At 53.6% G+C, this 14,107-nt stretch carries 21 protein-coding genes; 3 read left to right on the forward strand and 18 right to left on the reverse strand.

What is annotated here, in order from left to right; translation table 11 throughout:
- Nucleotides 1-75: 75 nt before the first annotated feature.
- Nucleotides 76-978: a hypothetical protein gene (locus ACXWTF_RS12675; RefSeq protein WP_461715353.1), complete on the forward strand. Its 903-nt coding sequence runs from the start codon at nucleotides 76-78 to the stop codon at nucleotides 976-978.
- A 97-nt stretch (nucleotides 979-1,075) separates the two neighbouring features.
- On the opposite strand, the gene ACXWTF_RS12680 is transcribed toward ACXWTF_RS12675, so the two are convergent.
- The 9 genes from ACXWTF_RS12680 to ACXWTF_RS12720 all read right to left on the reverse strand — a co-directional run bounded on the left by ACXWTF_RS12680 (nucleotide 1,076) and on the right by ACXWTF_RS12720 (nucleotide 5,987).
- Entirely contained in the window at nucleotides 1,076-2,047 is a 972-nt protein-coding gene (locus ACXWTF_RS12680) for a hypothetical protein (RefSeq protein WP_461715354.1), read from the reverse strand.
- Between the two features lie 30 nt (nucleotides 2,048-2,077).
- Nucleotides 2,078-2,701, reverse strand: coding sequence for a hypothetical protein (locus tag ACXWTF_RS12685; RefSeq protein ID WP_461715355.1), 624 nt, complete (start codon nucleotides 2,699-2,701; stop codon nucleotides 2,078-2,080).
- Nucleotides 2,691-3,305: a hypothetical protein gene (locus ACXWTF_RS12690; protein WP_461715356.1), complete on the reverse strand. Its 615-nt coding sequence runs from the start codon at nucleotides 3,303-3,305 to the stop codon at nucleotides 2,691-2,693. Before ACXWTF_RS12690 ends, ACXWTF_RS12685 begins: the two co-directional genes overlap by 11 nt.
- 329 nt (nucleotides 3,306-3,634) lie before the next feature.
- Nucleotides 3,635-3,823, reverse strand: a complete 189-nt coding sequence (locus tag ACXWTF_RS12695; RefSeq protein WP_461715357.1) for a helix-turn-helix domain-containing protein — start codon at nucleotides 3,821-3,823, stop codon at nucleotides 3,635-3,637.
- Nucleotides 3,824-3,969: 146 nt separating this feature from the next.
- Nucleotides 3,970-4,368, reverse strand: a complete 399-nt coding sequence (locus ACXWTF_RS12700) for a hypothetical protein (protein WP_461715358.1) — start codon at nucleotides 4,366-4,368, stop codon at nucleotides 3,970-3,972.
- Nucleotides 4,365-4,628: a hypothetical protein gene (locus tag ACXWTF_RS12705; RefSeq protein ID WP_461715359.1), complete on the reverse strand. Its 264-nt coding sequence runs from the start codon at nucleotides 4,626-4,628 to the stop codon at nucleotides 4,365-4,367. Before ACXWTF_RS12705 ends, ACXWTF_RS12700 begins: the two co-directional genes overlap by 4 nt.
- A 132-nt stretch (nucleotides 4,629-4,760) precedes the next feature.
- Nucleotides 4,761-5,483 (reverse strand): hypothetical protein, encoded by a 723-nt coding sequence (locus tag ACXWTF_RS12710; protein ID WP_461715360.1) that lies wholly within the window; start codon nucleotides 5,481-5,483, stop codon nucleotides 4,761-4,763.
- On the reverse strand, nucleotides 5,483-5,629 hold the full coding sequence (locus ACXWTF_RS12715) for a hypothetical protein (RefSeq protein WP_461715361.1): 147 nt from the start codon (nucleotides 5,627-5,629) through the stop codon (nucleotides 5,483-5,485). The genes ACXWTF_RS12710 and ACXWTF_RS12715 overlap by 1 nt, the downstream gene beginning before the upstream one ends.
- A 1-nt stretch (nucleotide 5,630) precedes the next feature.
- Nucleotides 5,631-5,987: a hypothetical protein gene (locus tag ACXWTF_RS12720; protein WP_461715362.1), complete on the reverse strand. Its 357-nt coding sequence runs from the start codon at nucleotides 5,985-5,987 to the stop codon at nucleotides 5,631-5,633.
- Nucleotides 5,988-6,123: 136 nt separating this feature from the next.
- On the opposite strand from ACXWTF_RS12720, the gene ACXWTF_RS12725 reads away from it, so the two are divergent.
- The gene (locus ACXWTF_RS12725; protein ID WP_461715363.1) at nucleotides 6,124-6,447 is read left to right on the forward strand and encodes a hypothetical protein; all 324 of its coding nucleotides are present in this window, start codon (nucleotides 6,124-6,126) and stop codon (nucleotides 6,445-6,447) included.
- Nucleotides 6,448-6,481: 34 nt separating this feature from the next.
- Here the strand turns inward: ACXWTF_RS12725 and ACXWTF_RS12730 are convergent, their stop codons facing one another.
- The 6 genes from ACXWTF_RS12730 to ACXWTF_RS12755 all read right to left on the reverse strand — a co-directional run bounded on the left by ACXWTF_RS12730 (nucleotide 6,482) and on the right by ACXWTF_RS12755 (nucleotide 8,681).
- The gene (locus ACXWTF_RS12730) at nucleotides 6,482-6,820 is read right to left on the reverse strand and encodes a hypothetical protein (protein ID WP_461715364.1); all 339 of its coding nucleotides are present in this window, start codon (nucleotides 6,818-6,820) and stop codon (nucleotides 6,482-6,484) included.
- Nucleotides 6,817-7,122: a hypothetical protein gene (locus ACXWTF_RS12735; protein ID WP_461715365.1), complete on the reverse strand. Its 306-nt coding sequence runs from the start codon at nucleotides 7,120-7,122 to the stop codon at nucleotides 6,817-6,819. The genes ACXWTF_RS12730 and ACXWTF_RS12735 overlap by 4 nt, the downstream gene beginning before the upstream one ends.
- 127 nt (nucleotides 7,123-7,249) lie before the next feature.
- Entirely contained in the window at nucleotides 7,250-7,780 is a 531-nt protein-coding gene (locus ACXWTF_RS12740; protein ID WP_461715366.1) for a hypothetical protein, read from the reverse strand.
- A gap of 32 nt (nucleotides 7,781-7,812) precedes the next feature.
- Complete coding sequence (locus ACXWTF_RS12745; protein ID WP_461715367.1) at nucleotides 7,813-8,175, reverse strand: hypothetical protein; 363 nt, start codon at nucleotides 8,173-8,175, stop codon at nucleotides 7,813-7,815.
- A gap of 9 nt (nucleotides 8,176-8,184) precedes the next feature.
- On the reverse strand, nucleotides 8,185-8,451 hold the full coding sequence (locus ACXWTF_RS12750) for a hypothetical protein (RefSeq protein WP_461715368.1): 267 nt from the start codon (nucleotides 8,449-8,451) through the stop codon (nucleotides 8,185-8,187).
- 32 nt (nucleotides 8,452-8,483) lie between these two features.
- The gene (locus tag ACXWTF_RS12755) at nucleotides 8,484-8,681 is read right to left on the reverse strand and encodes a hypothetical protein (protein WP_461715369.1); all 198 of its coding nucleotides are present in this window, start codon (nucleotides 8,679-8,681) and stop codon (nucleotides 8,484-8,486) included.
- Between the two features lie 375 nt (nucleotides 8,682-9,056).
- Here ACXWTF_RS12755 and ACXWTF_RS12760 point away from each other — a divergent pair, with 375 nt between their 5' ends.
- Nucleotides 9,057-9,266 (forward strand): hypothetical protein, encoded by a 210-nt coding sequence (locus ACXWTF_RS12760; protein WP_461715370.1) that lies wholly within the window; start codon nucleotides 9,057-9,059, stop codon nucleotides 9,264-9,266.
- Nucleotides 9,267-9,341: 75 nt separating this feature from the next.
- On the opposite strand, the gene ACXWTF_RS12765 is transcribed toward ACXWTF_RS12760, so the two are convergent.
- The 3 genes from ACXWTF_RS12765 to ACXWTF_RS12775 are packed head-to-tail and all read right to left on the reverse strand — an operon-like array spanning nucleotide 9,342 to nucleotide 13,372.
- Complete coding sequence (locus ACXWTF_RS12765; RefSeq protein WP_461715371.1) at nucleotides 9,342-10,265, reverse strand: hypothetical protein; 924 nt, start codon at nucleotides 10,263-10,265, stop codon at nucleotides 9,342-9,344.
- Complete coding sequence (locus ACXWTF_RS12770; RefSeq protein ID WP_461715372.1) at nucleotides 10,265-11,038, reverse strand: hypothetical protein; 774 nt, start codon at nucleotides 11,036-11,038, stop codon at nucleotides 10,265-10,267. The genes ACXWTF_RS12765 and ACXWTF_RS12770 overlap by 1 nt, the downstream gene beginning before the upstream one ends.
- Nucleotides 11,039-11,044: 6 nt before the next feature.
- Complete coding sequence (locus ACXWTF_RS12775; protein ID WP_461715373.1) at nucleotides 11,045-13,372, reverse strand: replication initiation protein; 2,328 nt, start codon at nucleotides 13,370-13,372, stop codon at nucleotides 11,045-11,047.
- Between the last annotated feature and the right edge of the window lie 735 nt (nucleotides 13,373-14,107).

The raw sequence follows: 14,107 nt of genomic DNA on the forward strand, positions 1-14,107 counted from the left end.
CAGGCATGGCCGCCTCCTTCGTCGCCCACATCGACCAGCAATACGATTGTTGCCTAGGGTAATGTAAAATAACCCATGCACACATTTGAATGGATCAGCGTTGGCGGCACCCTCTTTAGCCCTATAGACGACGCTCTGCAGCAGCAGCTTTTCGATGCGGCTTTCGGCCCTGGCGACTACCGCAAAAGCAAAAGATACGACGATTTATTTACCGAACGGATGAACCTGCTCTCCGCCGGCGACTACCGCCCGGAAGAGTGGGACCTCATCGGCGTCGAATACCTGCAGGAGCCCTCGACCTGCGCCTGCGGCAAAACAGGGGTAAGGAAGCTTTACAGGGTGCAGAACCGTCGAACAGGGCACGCCGTCGGCGTCGGTGGGAGCTGCTTGCAAAAACACCTCGGTCTTGGAAAGGATGAGGACGTTTTCGAGTACCTGGCCAAAGATGCCGCCCAAACCCCCTATCTCTGGTTGGGGAAGAAATACGACACCCATATTTTCGCCGCGCTCGGGTTCAAACGGGCCTTTCTCTATTTCGAGAAACGTACCCAGCGCAATCCGGCCCCGGCCGAGGATGCGGCGAGGATCCGCGAACACCTCAAACACAGTTTCGGGCGTTTTGACGCGCCGTTCTGGCAACGGAGGCTTGAACGCGGCATGAGACTGCTGCATTTCCTGAGACGGCCAAAAACGAGAAAACCGGATCGCGTTGTGCGGCGGCCGGCACAATGGCTTAATGGCAACGGACCGCGGTTAAGCGCTCCTATCAGCAAGCACAAGCTGCCCGGGTACGAAAACGGTACCTACATGACGATGAAGCGCGAAATCAAAGTCGTCGACGGGATATGGCACTGCAGCTGCGGCGGGACCTATACGAAATGGGGAACGTCGGGGCCAAAGCAGTTGCCCTGGATGGTTTGTGACAAATGCACCGAAGAGTTCATTGTCCCGGATCCGGACGAGGAAGTGCCTTTTTAGATACCTATTCGGGGCAACCAACCGCGGAAAAGTCACGCGTTTTACCCCTTCTTAAAGTCTTCGAAGCCAAGGCAACGCCGTGATGAGCAATTGGAGGTCACTCCTTGGGGGCATCGCCTTCCTGCTGACGTAGATACTGCTCATAGTCACAACGATCGCAGACTCCGCCCCGGGACCGTTCTTCAAAGGTTAAAGGGCTGTCGCATACGATGCACACGGAATCGGTGGCGGTGTAGTCGCAGCTTACGCAGAGATTCTCCTCGATGAGGTAGGTATCCATGTCGCATCTCGGGCAGGTGGTGTAGGGGGCTTCTCCGCCATCCTTCATCGCCATAAAGGCCTCGGTCTCCAGCACCTCTGCGACGAAGGCCTCGACGATATCGCAGAACAGGAAGCGGGTATTGCATTGCCGGCAGCGCAGCATGGTGTCGCCGGGTGAGCCCGGGTCTTCAGCTTCAAGTACCACCAACGAGGATCCGCAGGAAGAGCAGTGCATTGCGTCAAGATGCTCGTTGATGAGGTCGTACCCCCAATCAACGCACCTCAGCGAACGATTACATTTCAATTTCTCCGCGTCGAACACTTCGCCTGTTTCGAGCAGTTTTGACCAGGCTGCTTCTCCGAGGGCGGTGGCAGGTTCGCTCTCGAGGTGTTCGGTCAGAAAATCTCTGATCAGCAGAAACGATGAAGCGATGATCTCCCGCACGGCGTCGGGGGAGTGTCCCGTATAGTAGTGCTCGACCGATTGCCGAAGCTTTATCGCGCTGTCGAACCGTGACCAGTGGACGTCGACGCCGTTGGCGACCAGCCGCTTTTTGATCGTATCGATGTTGACGGTATTTTTCGTTTTGTCCGGGACGGGCACTCCGTCGGGGCCGGGCTTTGTTTTTTGCCAGACAAGGAGTTCAGGTTGATCAGCAGGGGAGAGGAGGCGGAGTTTCTCCTTGTAAAGCAGGACAATACCGGCCATGATGTTTCTGACCGCGGAGAGTGAACGGGCGGGATCCTCCGAGGCAAAGTCCTCAACACCCATCCGGATGGAGTCGATGGCGTTTTGGTAGATGCTCATCGGTTGTACCGATACACAGGAAGACTGCAGTTACGCAAGCTCTCGCAGGGCATTTTTGATCGTCAACCCCTCCATTTCTTCCCCGACCGAAACCTCTACAATCTGCCCTTTTGCGGATTTGAAAACGATACGCCGGTCTACGTGCTGTTTGCTGATCTTCATGTTGGGGGAAACGGGCTGACCGTCTATTTTGAAACGCCCTTTGGAGATTGCCACACGGACAAGGTTTTTTGTCCTCTTGCTACTAACTTTCCCTGACGAGCTGTGCACCACTATTTCACCGATCGGATTCCCCCGGGTGGGGATAAATTCGAGGGATACGTCCCGTTCTACGGATGCAGTGGCGAATGCGGGAACTCTGACATTTGAGCGGACGACCCCCGCGTGAGCATGTCTATTTGCCCTGGCCACTGTAATCGTTCTCTGCGTCCTGGGATTTACAGTGGTTGTGAGGTAGACTGATTTGGCCTCTACCATATCCTGGGGGTATTCGCTCTCAAAACCCGCGGCGCCGCCGCCGGAAGCAATAATCTTGTGGGGGTCAACGAGTGGTGCTATTTTTTTTGCAAAGGCAACAACGTCTTCCTCGGTCAGACCGTCACCTTTGGACAGCAGAGCATCGAGCCCTGCTTCCAATTCGTGATCAATAAGCATTGGAGACTCCTTTGGTTCTGAGGGTATTATAATACATATAACGTGCATCATTCTTACGAACAAATTTTAGTGTGCTCAGTTTAACACTCGAATCACACTGGCAGAACCCTTTTTTCAAGTAGTAGTTGAACAGTCCGTTCCCCCCGGAAGGATCCGCGTGTAACCAGAAAGGGAATGGGCTGTTTGAACCGGCCGCCTGCACCCTCTTGACGATTTCATCAAAGAACTGTTCGCCGACACCAAATGAGAACTCACCCGCTTTTTCAAGTTTATTGGCTATAGGTGCCTTATTGATGTACCAAAGAAACGATGGGATGAGTGTCGAGTCGCCCTGCGAGGGGACGACGCACCCCCGGCGCCTGTTTATGGCAGAGTGAGGGAGAGTACATGGGTAATTAAATGCAACGACGGCCATGCCGATAATGGTATTGTTTGCCCGAAGAACCATATTGACCGTTTCTTGGCCGCCGACCTTCATAATGGCGGAAAGAGCGTAGATTTTGTACCAATTCCACTCAGTATCATTATCGGTACGGAAGCGCTTGAAACTCGTGTTCCACTCCTTGATATCTTTGAGAGTCATATCCGAAATAGTGATTGTCAAAAGGCGCCCTTCTGTCGTAGTGGCCTGAATTTTAGCACAATGGGTGCAACTGCCGCTCTAAAACGGCGGCATGCAATGAGGGTTTCGAAGCAGGACAAATGCGATAGACTCCCCTCGTTTGTCTCGGCGGAGTTGGAGAACCTTTATGACACTCAGTACGTTATAATTGACGCTATACTGCCCCTGATCACAGGTGCTATTATGCGTTCAAAAAAGGATGATCCGATGGAAATGACACCAGGCGAAATTGTTCTATCAATACTGGCAGCCATTGGCATCTTTTTGAGTATCGGAAAGTACCAGTACGAACATCGTTCAAAAAAATAGCTCTAAGCCTCCAGATGGCCGTTGGAAAGTCTCGTCTCGCACAGCGCCAGCGCCTTGTTCCACACAAACCGCTTGGCGTCCGCCCACCCCATGAGCACGGCAGCCTGTTCGGCGCTCGGTGAAAGTCGGTATTTGTAGGCGCGGTGGACGATCTTTTCCATGACCCTATTTTGCCCAAACCTTGCATGCATCGTATTTTTATTGCCTGCGGCAATGCTGCGCGTATCCACCCCTTGAAAGAGGTGGTTTGCGCGAAGCGATTTTTCGATCAATATCGAACAAAAGGCATTGACGCTCATAGAACGCATGTCATGAACGTCAATCTATGGAAGAGCCGTCAGGGCGTAATCAAGCCCTTTGCGATCATGCTGTACAGAACGCTTACGGTGATAAAGGTGAAGAGAAGCGCCGCGGCGCAGAGTGCCGCCTTGAGCTTCAGCATGCGGCCCAGGCCCTCCAGAGGCGGCCGTCCGTCCCAGTGCATGCGGGAGGCGATGATCCGTACCTCCGGGCGGTACCCTTCGGGGATACGGAGGCCAAGAAACCGTACAGTGGAGAGGAATGAAATGCAAAGGACGAGAAACATCAGGGCATAGCGGGGCCACGCGCTCCCGGTTGACTGGAAAATCAGAGCGTCGGCCGCACCGGCGACCGCGACGAGGGCAAAGGAGCGTCCGGGATCCAGCAGTAAGGAGAAAAGAGCGACGTCGCGCGCATAACGCTCGACGAGTCTCATTGCTGTGCCTCCCCGTCGCCGGCGGAGACCTGGCGCATGATGCGTTCGTTGGTGTAGCGGGTCGCCCGCAGCTCCAGCTGCGCCATCATCTGTTCGAGCCGCTGTGCGAGAAGGTGGTAGGCCTTGAGGGTGAGCTGGTTGTCGCTGCTCGCCATCAGGGTGTTGTTGACGTCGGTGATGCCGGAGGCCTGGAGGGTGATAGAGACCCCGTCCGGGAAATCTACGTGAAGATCGATGTGTGGTGGTTGGACCGTCTGCATAGGTATGCCTTTAGTAAAAATACGCATGGCGCGTTTGCGAAAGTTGGTCCTTGGCGCCACTATAGCATAGCGGTGTTGAAAAAAAGCGTGGGGCGCCGTTGTTGCCAAAAAAGAGTGTCGTGTTTTTGTACCTCACCATACTGCACGATCCCCGGGGCACAAATTCGCATAGCGAAGACCGGCCATGTGGCCGTCCGCCTCATGTTTAAGGTCCGGCAGCGTAGCGGGGTCGAGGGCGGCGGCCTGGTGAAGCCGTGCGCGCTTCACGGGGAGGCTCTGCAGGTGACGAATGTATACCGGGTCGCTTTTGTACTGATCGGGGAACAGGCTGCTGCGATATCGCTGACGTACAGCCTTCGCCTTGTTGATGGCGCGGGTGATGGCGGCCTTGCGCCCCGCCACTTTTGCTTTGAGGTAGCGCGCTTTGTCCTCGTCGTCCATCCGCTCTGCCGTAGAAAGGCAGAAGCTGTAAAGGAAACCTTCGGGCAGGATCTCGATGCGCCCCCAGTAGTGGTACTCATGCTCCGGATCTCTGCGCTCAAGCATGCGGCACAATCTTTGCCCGGCGCCGTAGCGGCTTTTCCGGCCAAGCTCGTGTGGGTACTCGTTGGAGTATACGATATCGCCGGTCGGCTTGAAGTCATTGCGCCTGGCGCCGCGCGGCAGCTTTTCAATCTTCTCGACAATGACGGCGGGGGCGACGTCGCACTTGGTTTCCTCGAACGCGGCGTCGAGGGCGGCACGGCGGCCTTCATACTCCTCGCGTGTCATGTACTCAGAAAAAAGCACTTCCGCGTTGCGGCGGTCACCCCCCGAGGGATAGCGGGTGAAAAAAACTCTGACCAGCTGCTGCATCATGTACTCCTTGCTGTGCCGCGCGGATCCCCCGCGACACTCCCCTGCCCTGCAGGTGTATATTCGATCGTCACCAGCTCGTCGACGAAATTGACGCGCCCGAGCGCAACGTGCGACACCGTGAGCGTTTTGGAAATGGAGTTCATTTCATCCTCTCTCGAGCTCATACATGCGATCGCTCAAACGCTCGATCGCCTCCGCCTGTTCGCTGATGACTCTGTCGTAGTGGCCTTGCATGTCGACAAAGTGCTTCGCAAGCGCACGGTTCTCCGTACCAAGCATGGTACACATGGCGTCGATCGCTTCGCGCTCGCGCTGTTCCCGCTGCGCCTCCCACTTCGCCTCCTGCTCCTCCCTGAATGCTTTGAGCTCTTCGCGGTAGTGTTCAAAGCCCTCGGTGTCGTCGATATCCCAGCACGGGTCGGCAAGCCACACGCTTTTGAGCTTGTCGACCTTCTCGCGTGCCGGTACAGCTTCCGTGCCAGCGGCTATGTCCTGTGGCATAGGTACTCCTCGTTTTGTGGTATTGATTGAGTATATCGCGTAGCGGGGATTCGTGGTGGAGATCGCGCAAAATGCAATGCGGTTGGCCGGAAATCGCTATACTTCGCCGGATGAACGACACGAAAAGAACACCCCGATGAAAACGCACCGAAAACTCTTCCCGAACGATATTAATAGATTTGCATTTCGCGCCTACTTCGAAGAGATCAAGCGTACCGACAATGACCCCGCGTCCGTGGCGTACAGGGAGTATTTCCGCGAGGCGGCGCGCTACTTGCTCAACGTGCAGCACGCCAACCACCGCCTGGGTATGAGTGACGTATCAAACGGCCTGCAGCACGTCCGGATCAAGCTCGTCATGAGAAACGATGATAAGCTGAAGAAACAGTGCTATGCAGATGCCGAGCAGCTGCTGCGGTGGCGCTTCGGCCTGGAGCACACGATCGGGGCCGACCTGTAGTGTCGCAACAACCCCTTGACGGCACGGCTGCCGCTCACTCCGTCGTCACCTCAAACGGGTCGCTCCACTCGGTGCGCCCTTGCCACACGCGATACTGATCGCTTTCGGGCAGCGTCAGGATGCCCGCGGTGTCATAGTCGGGGTGCTTGGCCATTATGCTCTCGAGCATGCATGCCGCCTTGTACGCCATCTGCTTACACCACGGCAGGGAGCCGTCCGCGATCTTGAAGATGCTGCGGTCTACCGTGACATGAAGTTCGTAGCGGTGGGGATCCTCTGCGCTTCTCTCGATGTGGAACCATGACGGGTCACTCTCGCAAACGATACGGTGATCATTCACGGGGGTGTTCTCGAAGTTGAAGTCGTACATCACTTTGTCCCCGCTGTGCCGGCAGCCTGTTTGCCAAGGGCAACGAACGCTTCGACAAGCGCACCTTCGTCTTCGTGTTCACTGATATCCTTCGACACCGATCCGTCGAAGTGCTTGAGCAAGAAGGGGGCCTTCATATAGGTCGCAATCTGCACATGATATCCGTTCTCGAGCGAGAAGCCTGCATCGCTCACTTCAAAGTCCTCGGTATAGACTTCTTCCACTGTCGTATTCATCGCCTCGGCGCACTTTTTCGCCAAGCCCCCAAGGGCTTTCCGGTCATCTACCAGTAATGTAATGTGCATGCCGCACCTCCTTAAAAAATCTGACCAATGCTACCTTCATTCGGGCGCGGGAGGCACTTTAATAGCATTATGTGATGGGAAGTCATGAGGTGGTGCGGGATCGCCCCGCTGGCGGTGCCGAGGGTAGTTAGGCGATTGGGAATTGAGGGGGCTGATTGAGATCCACTTTCAGAATGTCGTCGCTGGCGACCTTCTCGTCGCCAGGGGATTGGCTCGACTTTGTCAAATGATTATGCGCATCAACCGGAGGCCCGAAAAGGTAGCCTTCAAGGTAGCCTTTTTCATAGGGACGTATGAAGCATATATCTTCTGAGCGGACGCAAACCTTCCCGAAGTATCTCAACAGGAAGGCTTCATCTGACCAGGCTAGGCTTCTCGGGAGGGTATACCGCATAGCATGTGGTATATCAACGATAGCGGCTTCAACCGTTGCGAGCATAGTGCGTCCCATTGATAAGCCGGACCTCGGCTTATTAATGTAGCCGCTCGAAAGCTTCACTTCAAATATCAACTCTTCGGGAATCACATCAGTGAGTGCGCCATAGAAGTAGTCACCATTAAAAAATATGATATGCCTCGTTGCATGAACATCACGTACGCGACCCATCTCGACATTTACTTCATCGAGCATCTTCTGGTGTTCTTCACTCAGCGCCATGCCGTCGTCCTTGCGTGAGGTTATGAAAGCTTTCACAAGGAGTGGACCAGAAAGGCGATGTATACAAGCGCGACAAACCACGTCATGCGTACCGCAAGAAGGGCAAATCCACACTCACAGTATTCGACACCCCTCCAGAGAATATGAGGGACAAATGGCCTTCCCTGGCGCTCAACACGCAGAAAGAGCATCACCGCTGAAATATTCGCCACGGCAAACCCTACAATCATTTCGAGCATCGCACTTTTGCTTTCCGCTGCCGGGATCCGGTGCAGCAGGTCCATCACGAAGTAGCCCGAGATGATGATAAAGCCGGGAACATTCATAAACATGAACGTCAACAGCTTGCCGTCTACACCGATCTCGCCACGCTCCGGCCAAAATCTCTCTTTCATGTCTTCCCCCTACTCTTGCGCCAAGAGTTCTTTGAACTGCGCATACGTTTTCTTGCTGCGGATCTCTCCCTTGTCGACGCGATCAACAAATTGCTGCATGGCGGCCTCGGGTTCGTTTATGCGATAGGCATACATTTCGACATACATATCTTTCAGGGCTTCCCTTTCGACGCCAAAATCACCGTAAAGACCTGCGACAATCTCTTTTTCGCGCGCGGTCAATGCCTCCCCGTACTTCTCTTCGAGTCCGGGAACAATCTGATCAATGTCAACCATTTACAACACCTCTTCAAGCGGGAGACGGCGGATTATGCCGTCCAATATGAAAGGCACTCCAGCGCCTCAAACTGCGGATCACCGACAAATTCTTCGCCGACGGCCTCTTTATGCGCATCGAACTCATGGTAGGCGATGTGCATGTCGTTAGGCTCGAGCTCCGCTTTTTCAACAATCGTTTTGACAAAGAGGTCTCTGTACTCTTCATCTATGATTGGAATATCAGCCATTTCTGATCCTCCCGGAATAGTAGCTCAAATTGTACTTTACTGCCTGAGATTGAGCAACCCGCAATTATTTTCGTAGTGGCCGGCGGCGCAAAAGCCTTGACTGCGTACAAGGCAATACGGTAGAATTGTGCAGATAGAGGCTATGCTCTATTCGCGTCTAAAAACGCCGTATTTTCCACAAGGCTGTGTAAGCAGCCACCTTTCACCACGACGAGATCCCGCGCGCGGAAAGCGTAACGGAAGCCGATGATGGTATTGGTAATTTTTAAATTTTCCCATTTTCAGTATTTTCTTTGTTGTCGCCCTGGCTTCCTACCCTGGCCTCTGCCCGTTTTGCAGCTGCAGAGCCAAAAATACATATTCAAAGGATCACAAATGGATGAATGCGAAAATTGCGGCAAGCGCCTGACCGCCGATGAGTTGTTAGACACCGAGATCGAGTGGACGGTCATCTGTCGCGGTGAGGAGTATGACACCCTCGAAAGCGTTCCCGCCGGCCGCAGGGATGAATGTATAACAAGCAAACTCGAAAAGAATCTTTACGAATGCGAAAGGTGTGGCTTGGAACAAACGAAGGAGAAATAACTCTAAAACGCGAAGCGCTCCTGCAGCGCAACGAAAATGCCTGAATCGGGTTTTCTGGTTCAGGCCGACAATCGCCTACTCCGTCTCTTTCAGCTCGTCGAGAAGGTTAACACCATCGGGGATAGCGCTTGGTGCGTGGGCGAAACTGACAGTGTGACCATAGATGAAATCAAATTTCTCTCGCAGCTTCTCGCAGCTGGTGACGTTCGGACGATACCAATCCCCTTTGGGAGAGAACAGCCAGTCGATACAGCGCACGACGTCCTTAAGGTCATAGTTCGTGGTGGTGACGATCAGCCGGATCTGGTAGCCTTCATACTGCATGTTGTTCGGAACCGCAAAGCCCTTATTGATCTGCGTATGCCGGTGGTAGAAATATTCCGCTGCCTTAAATTGCTCCGGATCCGGCTTGAGACTGTCCGGCAGCGCAACGTATTTTGTGTTGACCGGGACGTTCGATTTCCGAAAAGTTTTATTGCGCAGCCACGTCCGGAAGTGCGCGTCCCAGTCCATCGACTTCGGATTGTTGCTTCTGCACTCATCAACGTAATCCGAAAAGATAGACGATGGGTCGTCATAACCCGCCTTCACCATGAAATCGATCGCATTCTGGTTCAGCAGCACATAGCGGTCGTTCGGCATGTCGATAAACTGGTTTGACAACGCGGGAGCACTCACGGGGACCGCGGGCAAGACCGTGTTGGATACCGGGGCGTTGATATGCTCCACCAAGGAGGCGTTGAGCCCGTACAGGATTGTCACCTCCCCTGCTTCCTTGCGCCGGTTCTGCTGCAGTATCCCCTTGCCGCACAAGTCGTGCAGCCCCCGGGTTAACTGCCGAAGGTCACCGCCGAGGGTTGCCTGCAGTTCCGGAACGGATACACCATCAGTACGCGTCGCCCAGCCGAGCGTCCTGGCGATCACCAGGGGGATGATCGCCCGTTCCATTAGGGTAAGGTCGGTGCGGTAGATCAGTTCGTTGGGAATGGGAGAGATCATTATTTGAGCGTACCCGAAATCATCCCGGCCACTTTCGGGCTCTCGATCGCGCTGTCGGTTTCTCCCGGCAGTTCCTCTTCGGTTTCTGCAACGTTTACCTCGACCGGGTTGTAGTTTAGCAAGAAGAAGATCTCCGGCGATTCAGCGTCGCGCTTGAGTAGGCGCTCGATGATACTGACAGTCTCTTTTGTAAACTCGCTGCTGCCGCCCGCCGTCGTGAGGAGGTCGAACAAGCGCCGGTTAGAGGTGAACATGTCCGCCATCTTCCCGCCGCTGTAGGCATAGTTGCGGGTGACCTCTACCTCGAAGTCGTCGAAGATGCGCTCGAACTCCGTCTCGCTGATGCGCTTCCCGACTTTATAGAAATTAAGCGTTGAAAACTCCGCCCGTTCATCCAGCCCCTTCCCGCTGCAGATGGTGCTCCATACCCGTCTGAATTTCTCCATCTTCTCGGCAAACACTTCGTATCGCCGCTTGACCTGGCCGCTAAACCCCCTGCTTTCAAGCCGGGCCTTCAACGCCTCGAGGCCCTTTCTCACCCAAGCGGTTTTTGTTACAAACCTGTCGGCAATCTTGGCCTCATCCATGCACTCCATGAAATCATCATAAAGCTGGTGCGTGACGATCTTCGTCATCTTGTCGACGCGGCTGTACCGCAAGGGGCTCATCCGGGGGTCGATCCCTACCGTGTCGCAAATTTCGATCAGAAACTGCTTCCGCAGATTGTTTCGTGCCTCTTCCGAGAGTTTTTTTGGTGCCGGCCTATTTTCCATTCGCTTTTACTCCGTTTCTTTTAATGCGTCCAACAGATTGACGCCGTCGGGAAGACCTGCGACGGGGGAGCCCTTCTGCGCAGCAGTTCCAGCCTCATCGAGCAACCTAGCAAACTTTTTTGAAAACTCCGCGGGCGAAAGCACCTTATCGAGCCACCACCGCCCCTCTTTATGCAGCCAGTACACCACCTTACCGACATCCACCGCCTCGTATTTCGGACCGCCGTCGTCGATTTCAAGGATACGCTCAAAGGTATTCAACCATCGCTGCGGCACGGATCTTGTCTTATCGTTGGCCGCATGCGCTGAACGATACATCACCTCAGCCAGTTCCGGCAGAATGCCGCCGGCCGGCTCGCCATCGGCCACCTCCTCTGCATCCAAAACGGTAGCAGATGCGGGCGCTCCGGATCCGCCGCTGCCTTTGCCCGAGGATGCAACGGCAAGCTTGGTGTCGAAGTCGCGCACGAAGTTGTGCGGCTGCACCATCCACGCCAGGTTACTCCTTGCGGTCCCGGAGTCGCCGCTGAGGTGATCGACGAGAATACGGACGTCGTCAATGCGGCTGTCAAATTCGGGGAGAATCTTGTTCCACTTCGCGGGCGCGGCTTCGAATGCGGCGCGGAACGCAGGGAGCACCGTGAGAACATCCTTCGCACTCTGCGCTGTGCCAGCCGCGGGGGCGTCGATAACTTCGGCATCAATGGTTGGCTTCTGGCCGCCGACGATCTTGTCCTCGAAGAACTCCTGCTTGCTCGCGTCGTCGAACGAAAAGAGCTCGGTGTCCTTGAACTTGATTGCCACCTCGATCCGCTTTTGGTACTGGCCGAAGTTCTCGTCGGTGATGGAGACGCGCTCCTGCCCCGGCGGTGCGAACCAGAAGGGGATGAGGTCCCTTATGCCCAACTCCCAGTTCCTGTTCGCCGCCCGATCGTCCAGGCCCGGCAGAGAGTTTTGTCGCTGCGATTGAAGCTCCGAACTGATTTTGAGCATGCAGCCGTAGGCGAATTTTGAGTACGGGACCCCCCGCTCGTTCACCAGTGTCATCAACTCGATATCCAGTGAGTACCCCTCCGGGTAATCCTCCTCCGGAAGCTCGCACAATTGGTGGTAGCTCATCAGATTGGCTTTGTAGTCTTGGTACTCGGTCTCTAGCCGTTCCGGCGAGACGTCGTTCTCGAGTTCGATTGCCCTTATTCCTATCCTGCTCTTGGGAATGGTCTCCCTATGGTATTCGAGCAACGCGAGATAGTACCCGAAAGAAAAAAGAATATCCTCTCGGAAGAAGTCGCTGCTCGCCCTCTCGCCTAGCAGCAGCTGCTTATCGAGATCGGATGCGATGAAACGATAGCCGATAATCCTTCGCCCGTGCTTGACGTCCTCAACGACGATCGAAGTGTTAAGTCGGTCGTTGATCTGGTTCACCCTGTTTATGATGTGGCGTTTCTTGAAGACCCCCGTCTGTTTCATCGTGGTACCCATCAGTTTTTTGGCCAGCTCGATCGAAAGGTACGCCCCGCTCCTCTTGAGGGTAATCATTTTTACGATCTCCTCATAAAGCTTGGAGGTCTTCTGATCGTCGAATGCCACGGAGATCTCGAGGTGGAAACGAAGGTAGTTCCGGCGCAGGAACATAACCAGGTGCAGCATGGATCGGTTGAGTTTGACTTCGATGAAGTTCCGGTGCCCCTTCCCGCGCTGATAGAGAATAGCGGTCGGCAGGAGGGTGGTGCGGTACTTTTTGAAGATAATCTCTCCAGATTCCTCGTCAAAAGCTTTTTCGGTCCATCGGTTGAACCGGCTCTGGAGTTTGGCAACCTCTTCAAACAGATTGGTGCTGCTGAGGTTGGTAATATTGGCGACCTTCGCGATCGGACTGGCGTAGAACCGGAGTGTAAGATCCTCTTCGGGGATGCTGTCGATATTGACAGTGCGCCACGCCTCTTTTGCCGCAAGCCTGTAGAGCTCGTCTTTTTCTGCGTCAAGCTGCTCATCAACTTTCACGAGTTTGTCGCCGGATCCATTCATAGGAAGTTCTGCCATACGATTGAAACGGGCCAGCAGCTTTGATTTTCGGATGGCGCAGTAGCGCTCAAATATTTCCTCGGTAAGTTTTTCGGCGTCCTCGTTGGTCGGGCCTCTCTCTTTCTCCCGGTTGTAGAAAATGTCCTGGATAGCCTTGAGTGTGGTTTTTGAAAGGCGTTCGGAAGCGTTGTTTGATGAGGTACCCTCCTCATACTCAACATCCGCGTCATACAGCTCGTTACTGACACGATAGTATGGGTCTTGATCTTTTAGAGACCATTCAATCGGCTGTTTATCTTTTTCTTCCATTATCCCCGGCCATAGAATTTCGAAATTGGACTATTATAGCAAACTTGGTAAAAAATGTAATAACCAGAAAGTAAAAAGTGTAATAGCAGGAAAGTAAAACATGTTCTGTTCATGCTCCTGGATCCCGGGGCATATATGACGTAGCGCCGTTATGCGGGCATGCTCTTTTTATATAAAAGATATTATAGAAGATATATATGTTTAAGGGAAAGAACGTCAAAGCCCCTTGTACACGTGGTTTGCGGGGTTTTGACCATTACAGCAATTACTTTCGTCTCTTACAGCTGTTCCTATGAGCATTACAGCTGTTACCACTAGACTCCCAAATGTTACATCACCTACTAATTGAGAATTAAACTATTACGCCTCTTACTACCTGTATTGCTTTAATGTTACAGCTTTTACTTTCTGGCGCCCTATTCCTTACAGCAGTTACTTTCTGCGGTACAAACTATTACACTCATGACTATCTCTATGGGCTAATGTTACAGAATCTACTTCCAAATGCGCCCAACTATTACAGCTCTTACTTTCGATTGACGATATAACGGCTGCAGGGGCACTATAATGGACTGTATGTGATAAAAGAATTAGAGTATGGTTTTATTTGGTGAAAGGTGTTATCCGTATGCCTGTCCCGTTGAAGCAATACCTCCCGGGTCCCTGGGGTTGGAGAGGCTATACGTGTAAACTATTACAGATTTTACTTTCGTAAAGTGCTTATTATTACAGCAT

It is taken from the genome of Thiomicrolovo sp. ZZH C-3, from assembly GCF_054862725.1.

What these genes read in the sequence shown, in the direction of transcription:
- ACXWTF_RS12675 (WP_461715353.1), top strand. Translation starts at nt 76, where the DNA reads ATGCACACATTTGAATGGATCAGCGTTGGCGGCACCCTCTTTAGCCCT.
- ACXWTF_RS12680 (WP_461715354.1), bottom strand. Translation starts at nt 2,047, where the DNA reads ATGAGCATCTACCAAAACGCCATCGACTCCATCCGGATGGGTGTTGAG.
- ACXWTF_RS12685 (WP_461715355.1), bottom strand. Translation starts at nt 2,701, where the DNA reads ATGCTTATTGATCACGAATTGGAAGCAGGGCTCGATGCTCTGCTGTCC.
- ACXWTF_RS12695 (WP_461715357.1), bottom strand. Translation starts at nt 3,823, where the DNA reads ATGCATGCAAGGTTTGGGCAAAATAGGGTCATGGAAAAGATCGTCCAC.
- ACXWTF_RS12700 (WP_461715358.1), bottom strand. Translation starts at nt 4,368, where the DNA reads ATGAGACTCGTCGAGCGTTATGCGCGCGACGTCGCTCTTTTCTCCTTA.
- ACXWTF_RS12705 (WP_461715359.1), bottom strand. Translation starts at nt 4,628, where the DNA reads ATGCAGACGGTCCAACCACCACACATCGATCTTCACGTAGATTTCCCG.
- ACXWTF_RS12710 (WP_461715360.1), bottom strand. Translation starts at nt 5,483, where the DNA reads ATGCAGCAGCTGGTCAGAGTTTTTTTCACCCGCTATCCCTCGGGGGGT.
- ACXWTF_RS12715 (WP_461715361.1), bottom strand. Translation starts at nt 5,629, where the DNA reads ATGAACTCCATTTCCAAAACGCTCACGGTGTCGCACGTTGCGCTCGGG.
- ACXWTF_RS12720 (WP_461715362.1), bottom strand. Translation starts at nt 5,987, where the DNA reads ATGCCACAGGACATAGCCGCTGGCACGGAAGCTGTACCGGCACGCGAG.
- ACXWTF_RS12725 (WP_461715363.1), top strand. Translation starts at nt 6,124, where the DNA reads ATGAAAACGCACCGAAAACTCTTCCCGAACGATATTAATAGATTTGCA.
- ACXWTF_RS12735 (WP_461715365.1), bottom strand. Translation starts at nt 7,122, where the DNA reads ATGCACATTACATTACTGGTAGATGACCGGAAAGCCCTTGGGGGCTTG.
- ACXWTF_RS12740 (WP_461715366.1), bottom strand. Translation starts at nt 7,780, where the DNA reads ATGGCGCTGAGTGAAGAACACCAGAAGATGCTCGATGAAGTAAATGTC.
- ACXWTF_RS12745 (WP_461715367.1), bottom strand. Translation starts at nt 8,175, where the DNA reads ATGAAAGAGAGATTTTGGCCGGAGCGTGGCGAGATCGGTGTAGACGGC.
- ACXWTF_RS12750 (WP_461715368.1), bottom strand. Translation starts at nt 8,451, where the DNA reads ATGGTTGACATTGATCAGATTGTTCCCGGACTCGAAGAGAAGTACGGG.
- ACXWTF_RS12755 (WP_461715369.1), bottom strand. Translation starts at nt 8,681, where the DNA reads ATGGCTGATATTCCAATCATAGATGAAGAGTACAGAGACCTCTTTGTC.
- ACXWTF_RS12760 (WP_461715370.1), top strand. Translation starts at nt 9,057, where the DNA reads ATGGATGAATGCGAAAATTGCGGCAAGCGCCTGACCGCCGATGAGTTG.
- ACXWTF_RS12765 (WP_461715371.1), bottom strand. Translation starts at nt 10,265, where the DNA reads ATGATCTCTCCCATTCCCAACGAACTGATCTACCGCACCGACCTTACC.
- ACXWTF_RS12770 (WP_461715372.1), bottom strand. Translation starts at nt 11,038, where the DNA reads ATGGAAAATAGGCCGGCACCAAAAAAACTCTCGGAAGAGGCACGAAAC.
- ACXWTF_RS12775 (WP_461715373.1), bottom strand. Translation starts at nt 13,372, where the DNA reads ATGGAAGAAAAAGATAAACAGCCGATTGAATGGTCTCTAAAAGATCAA.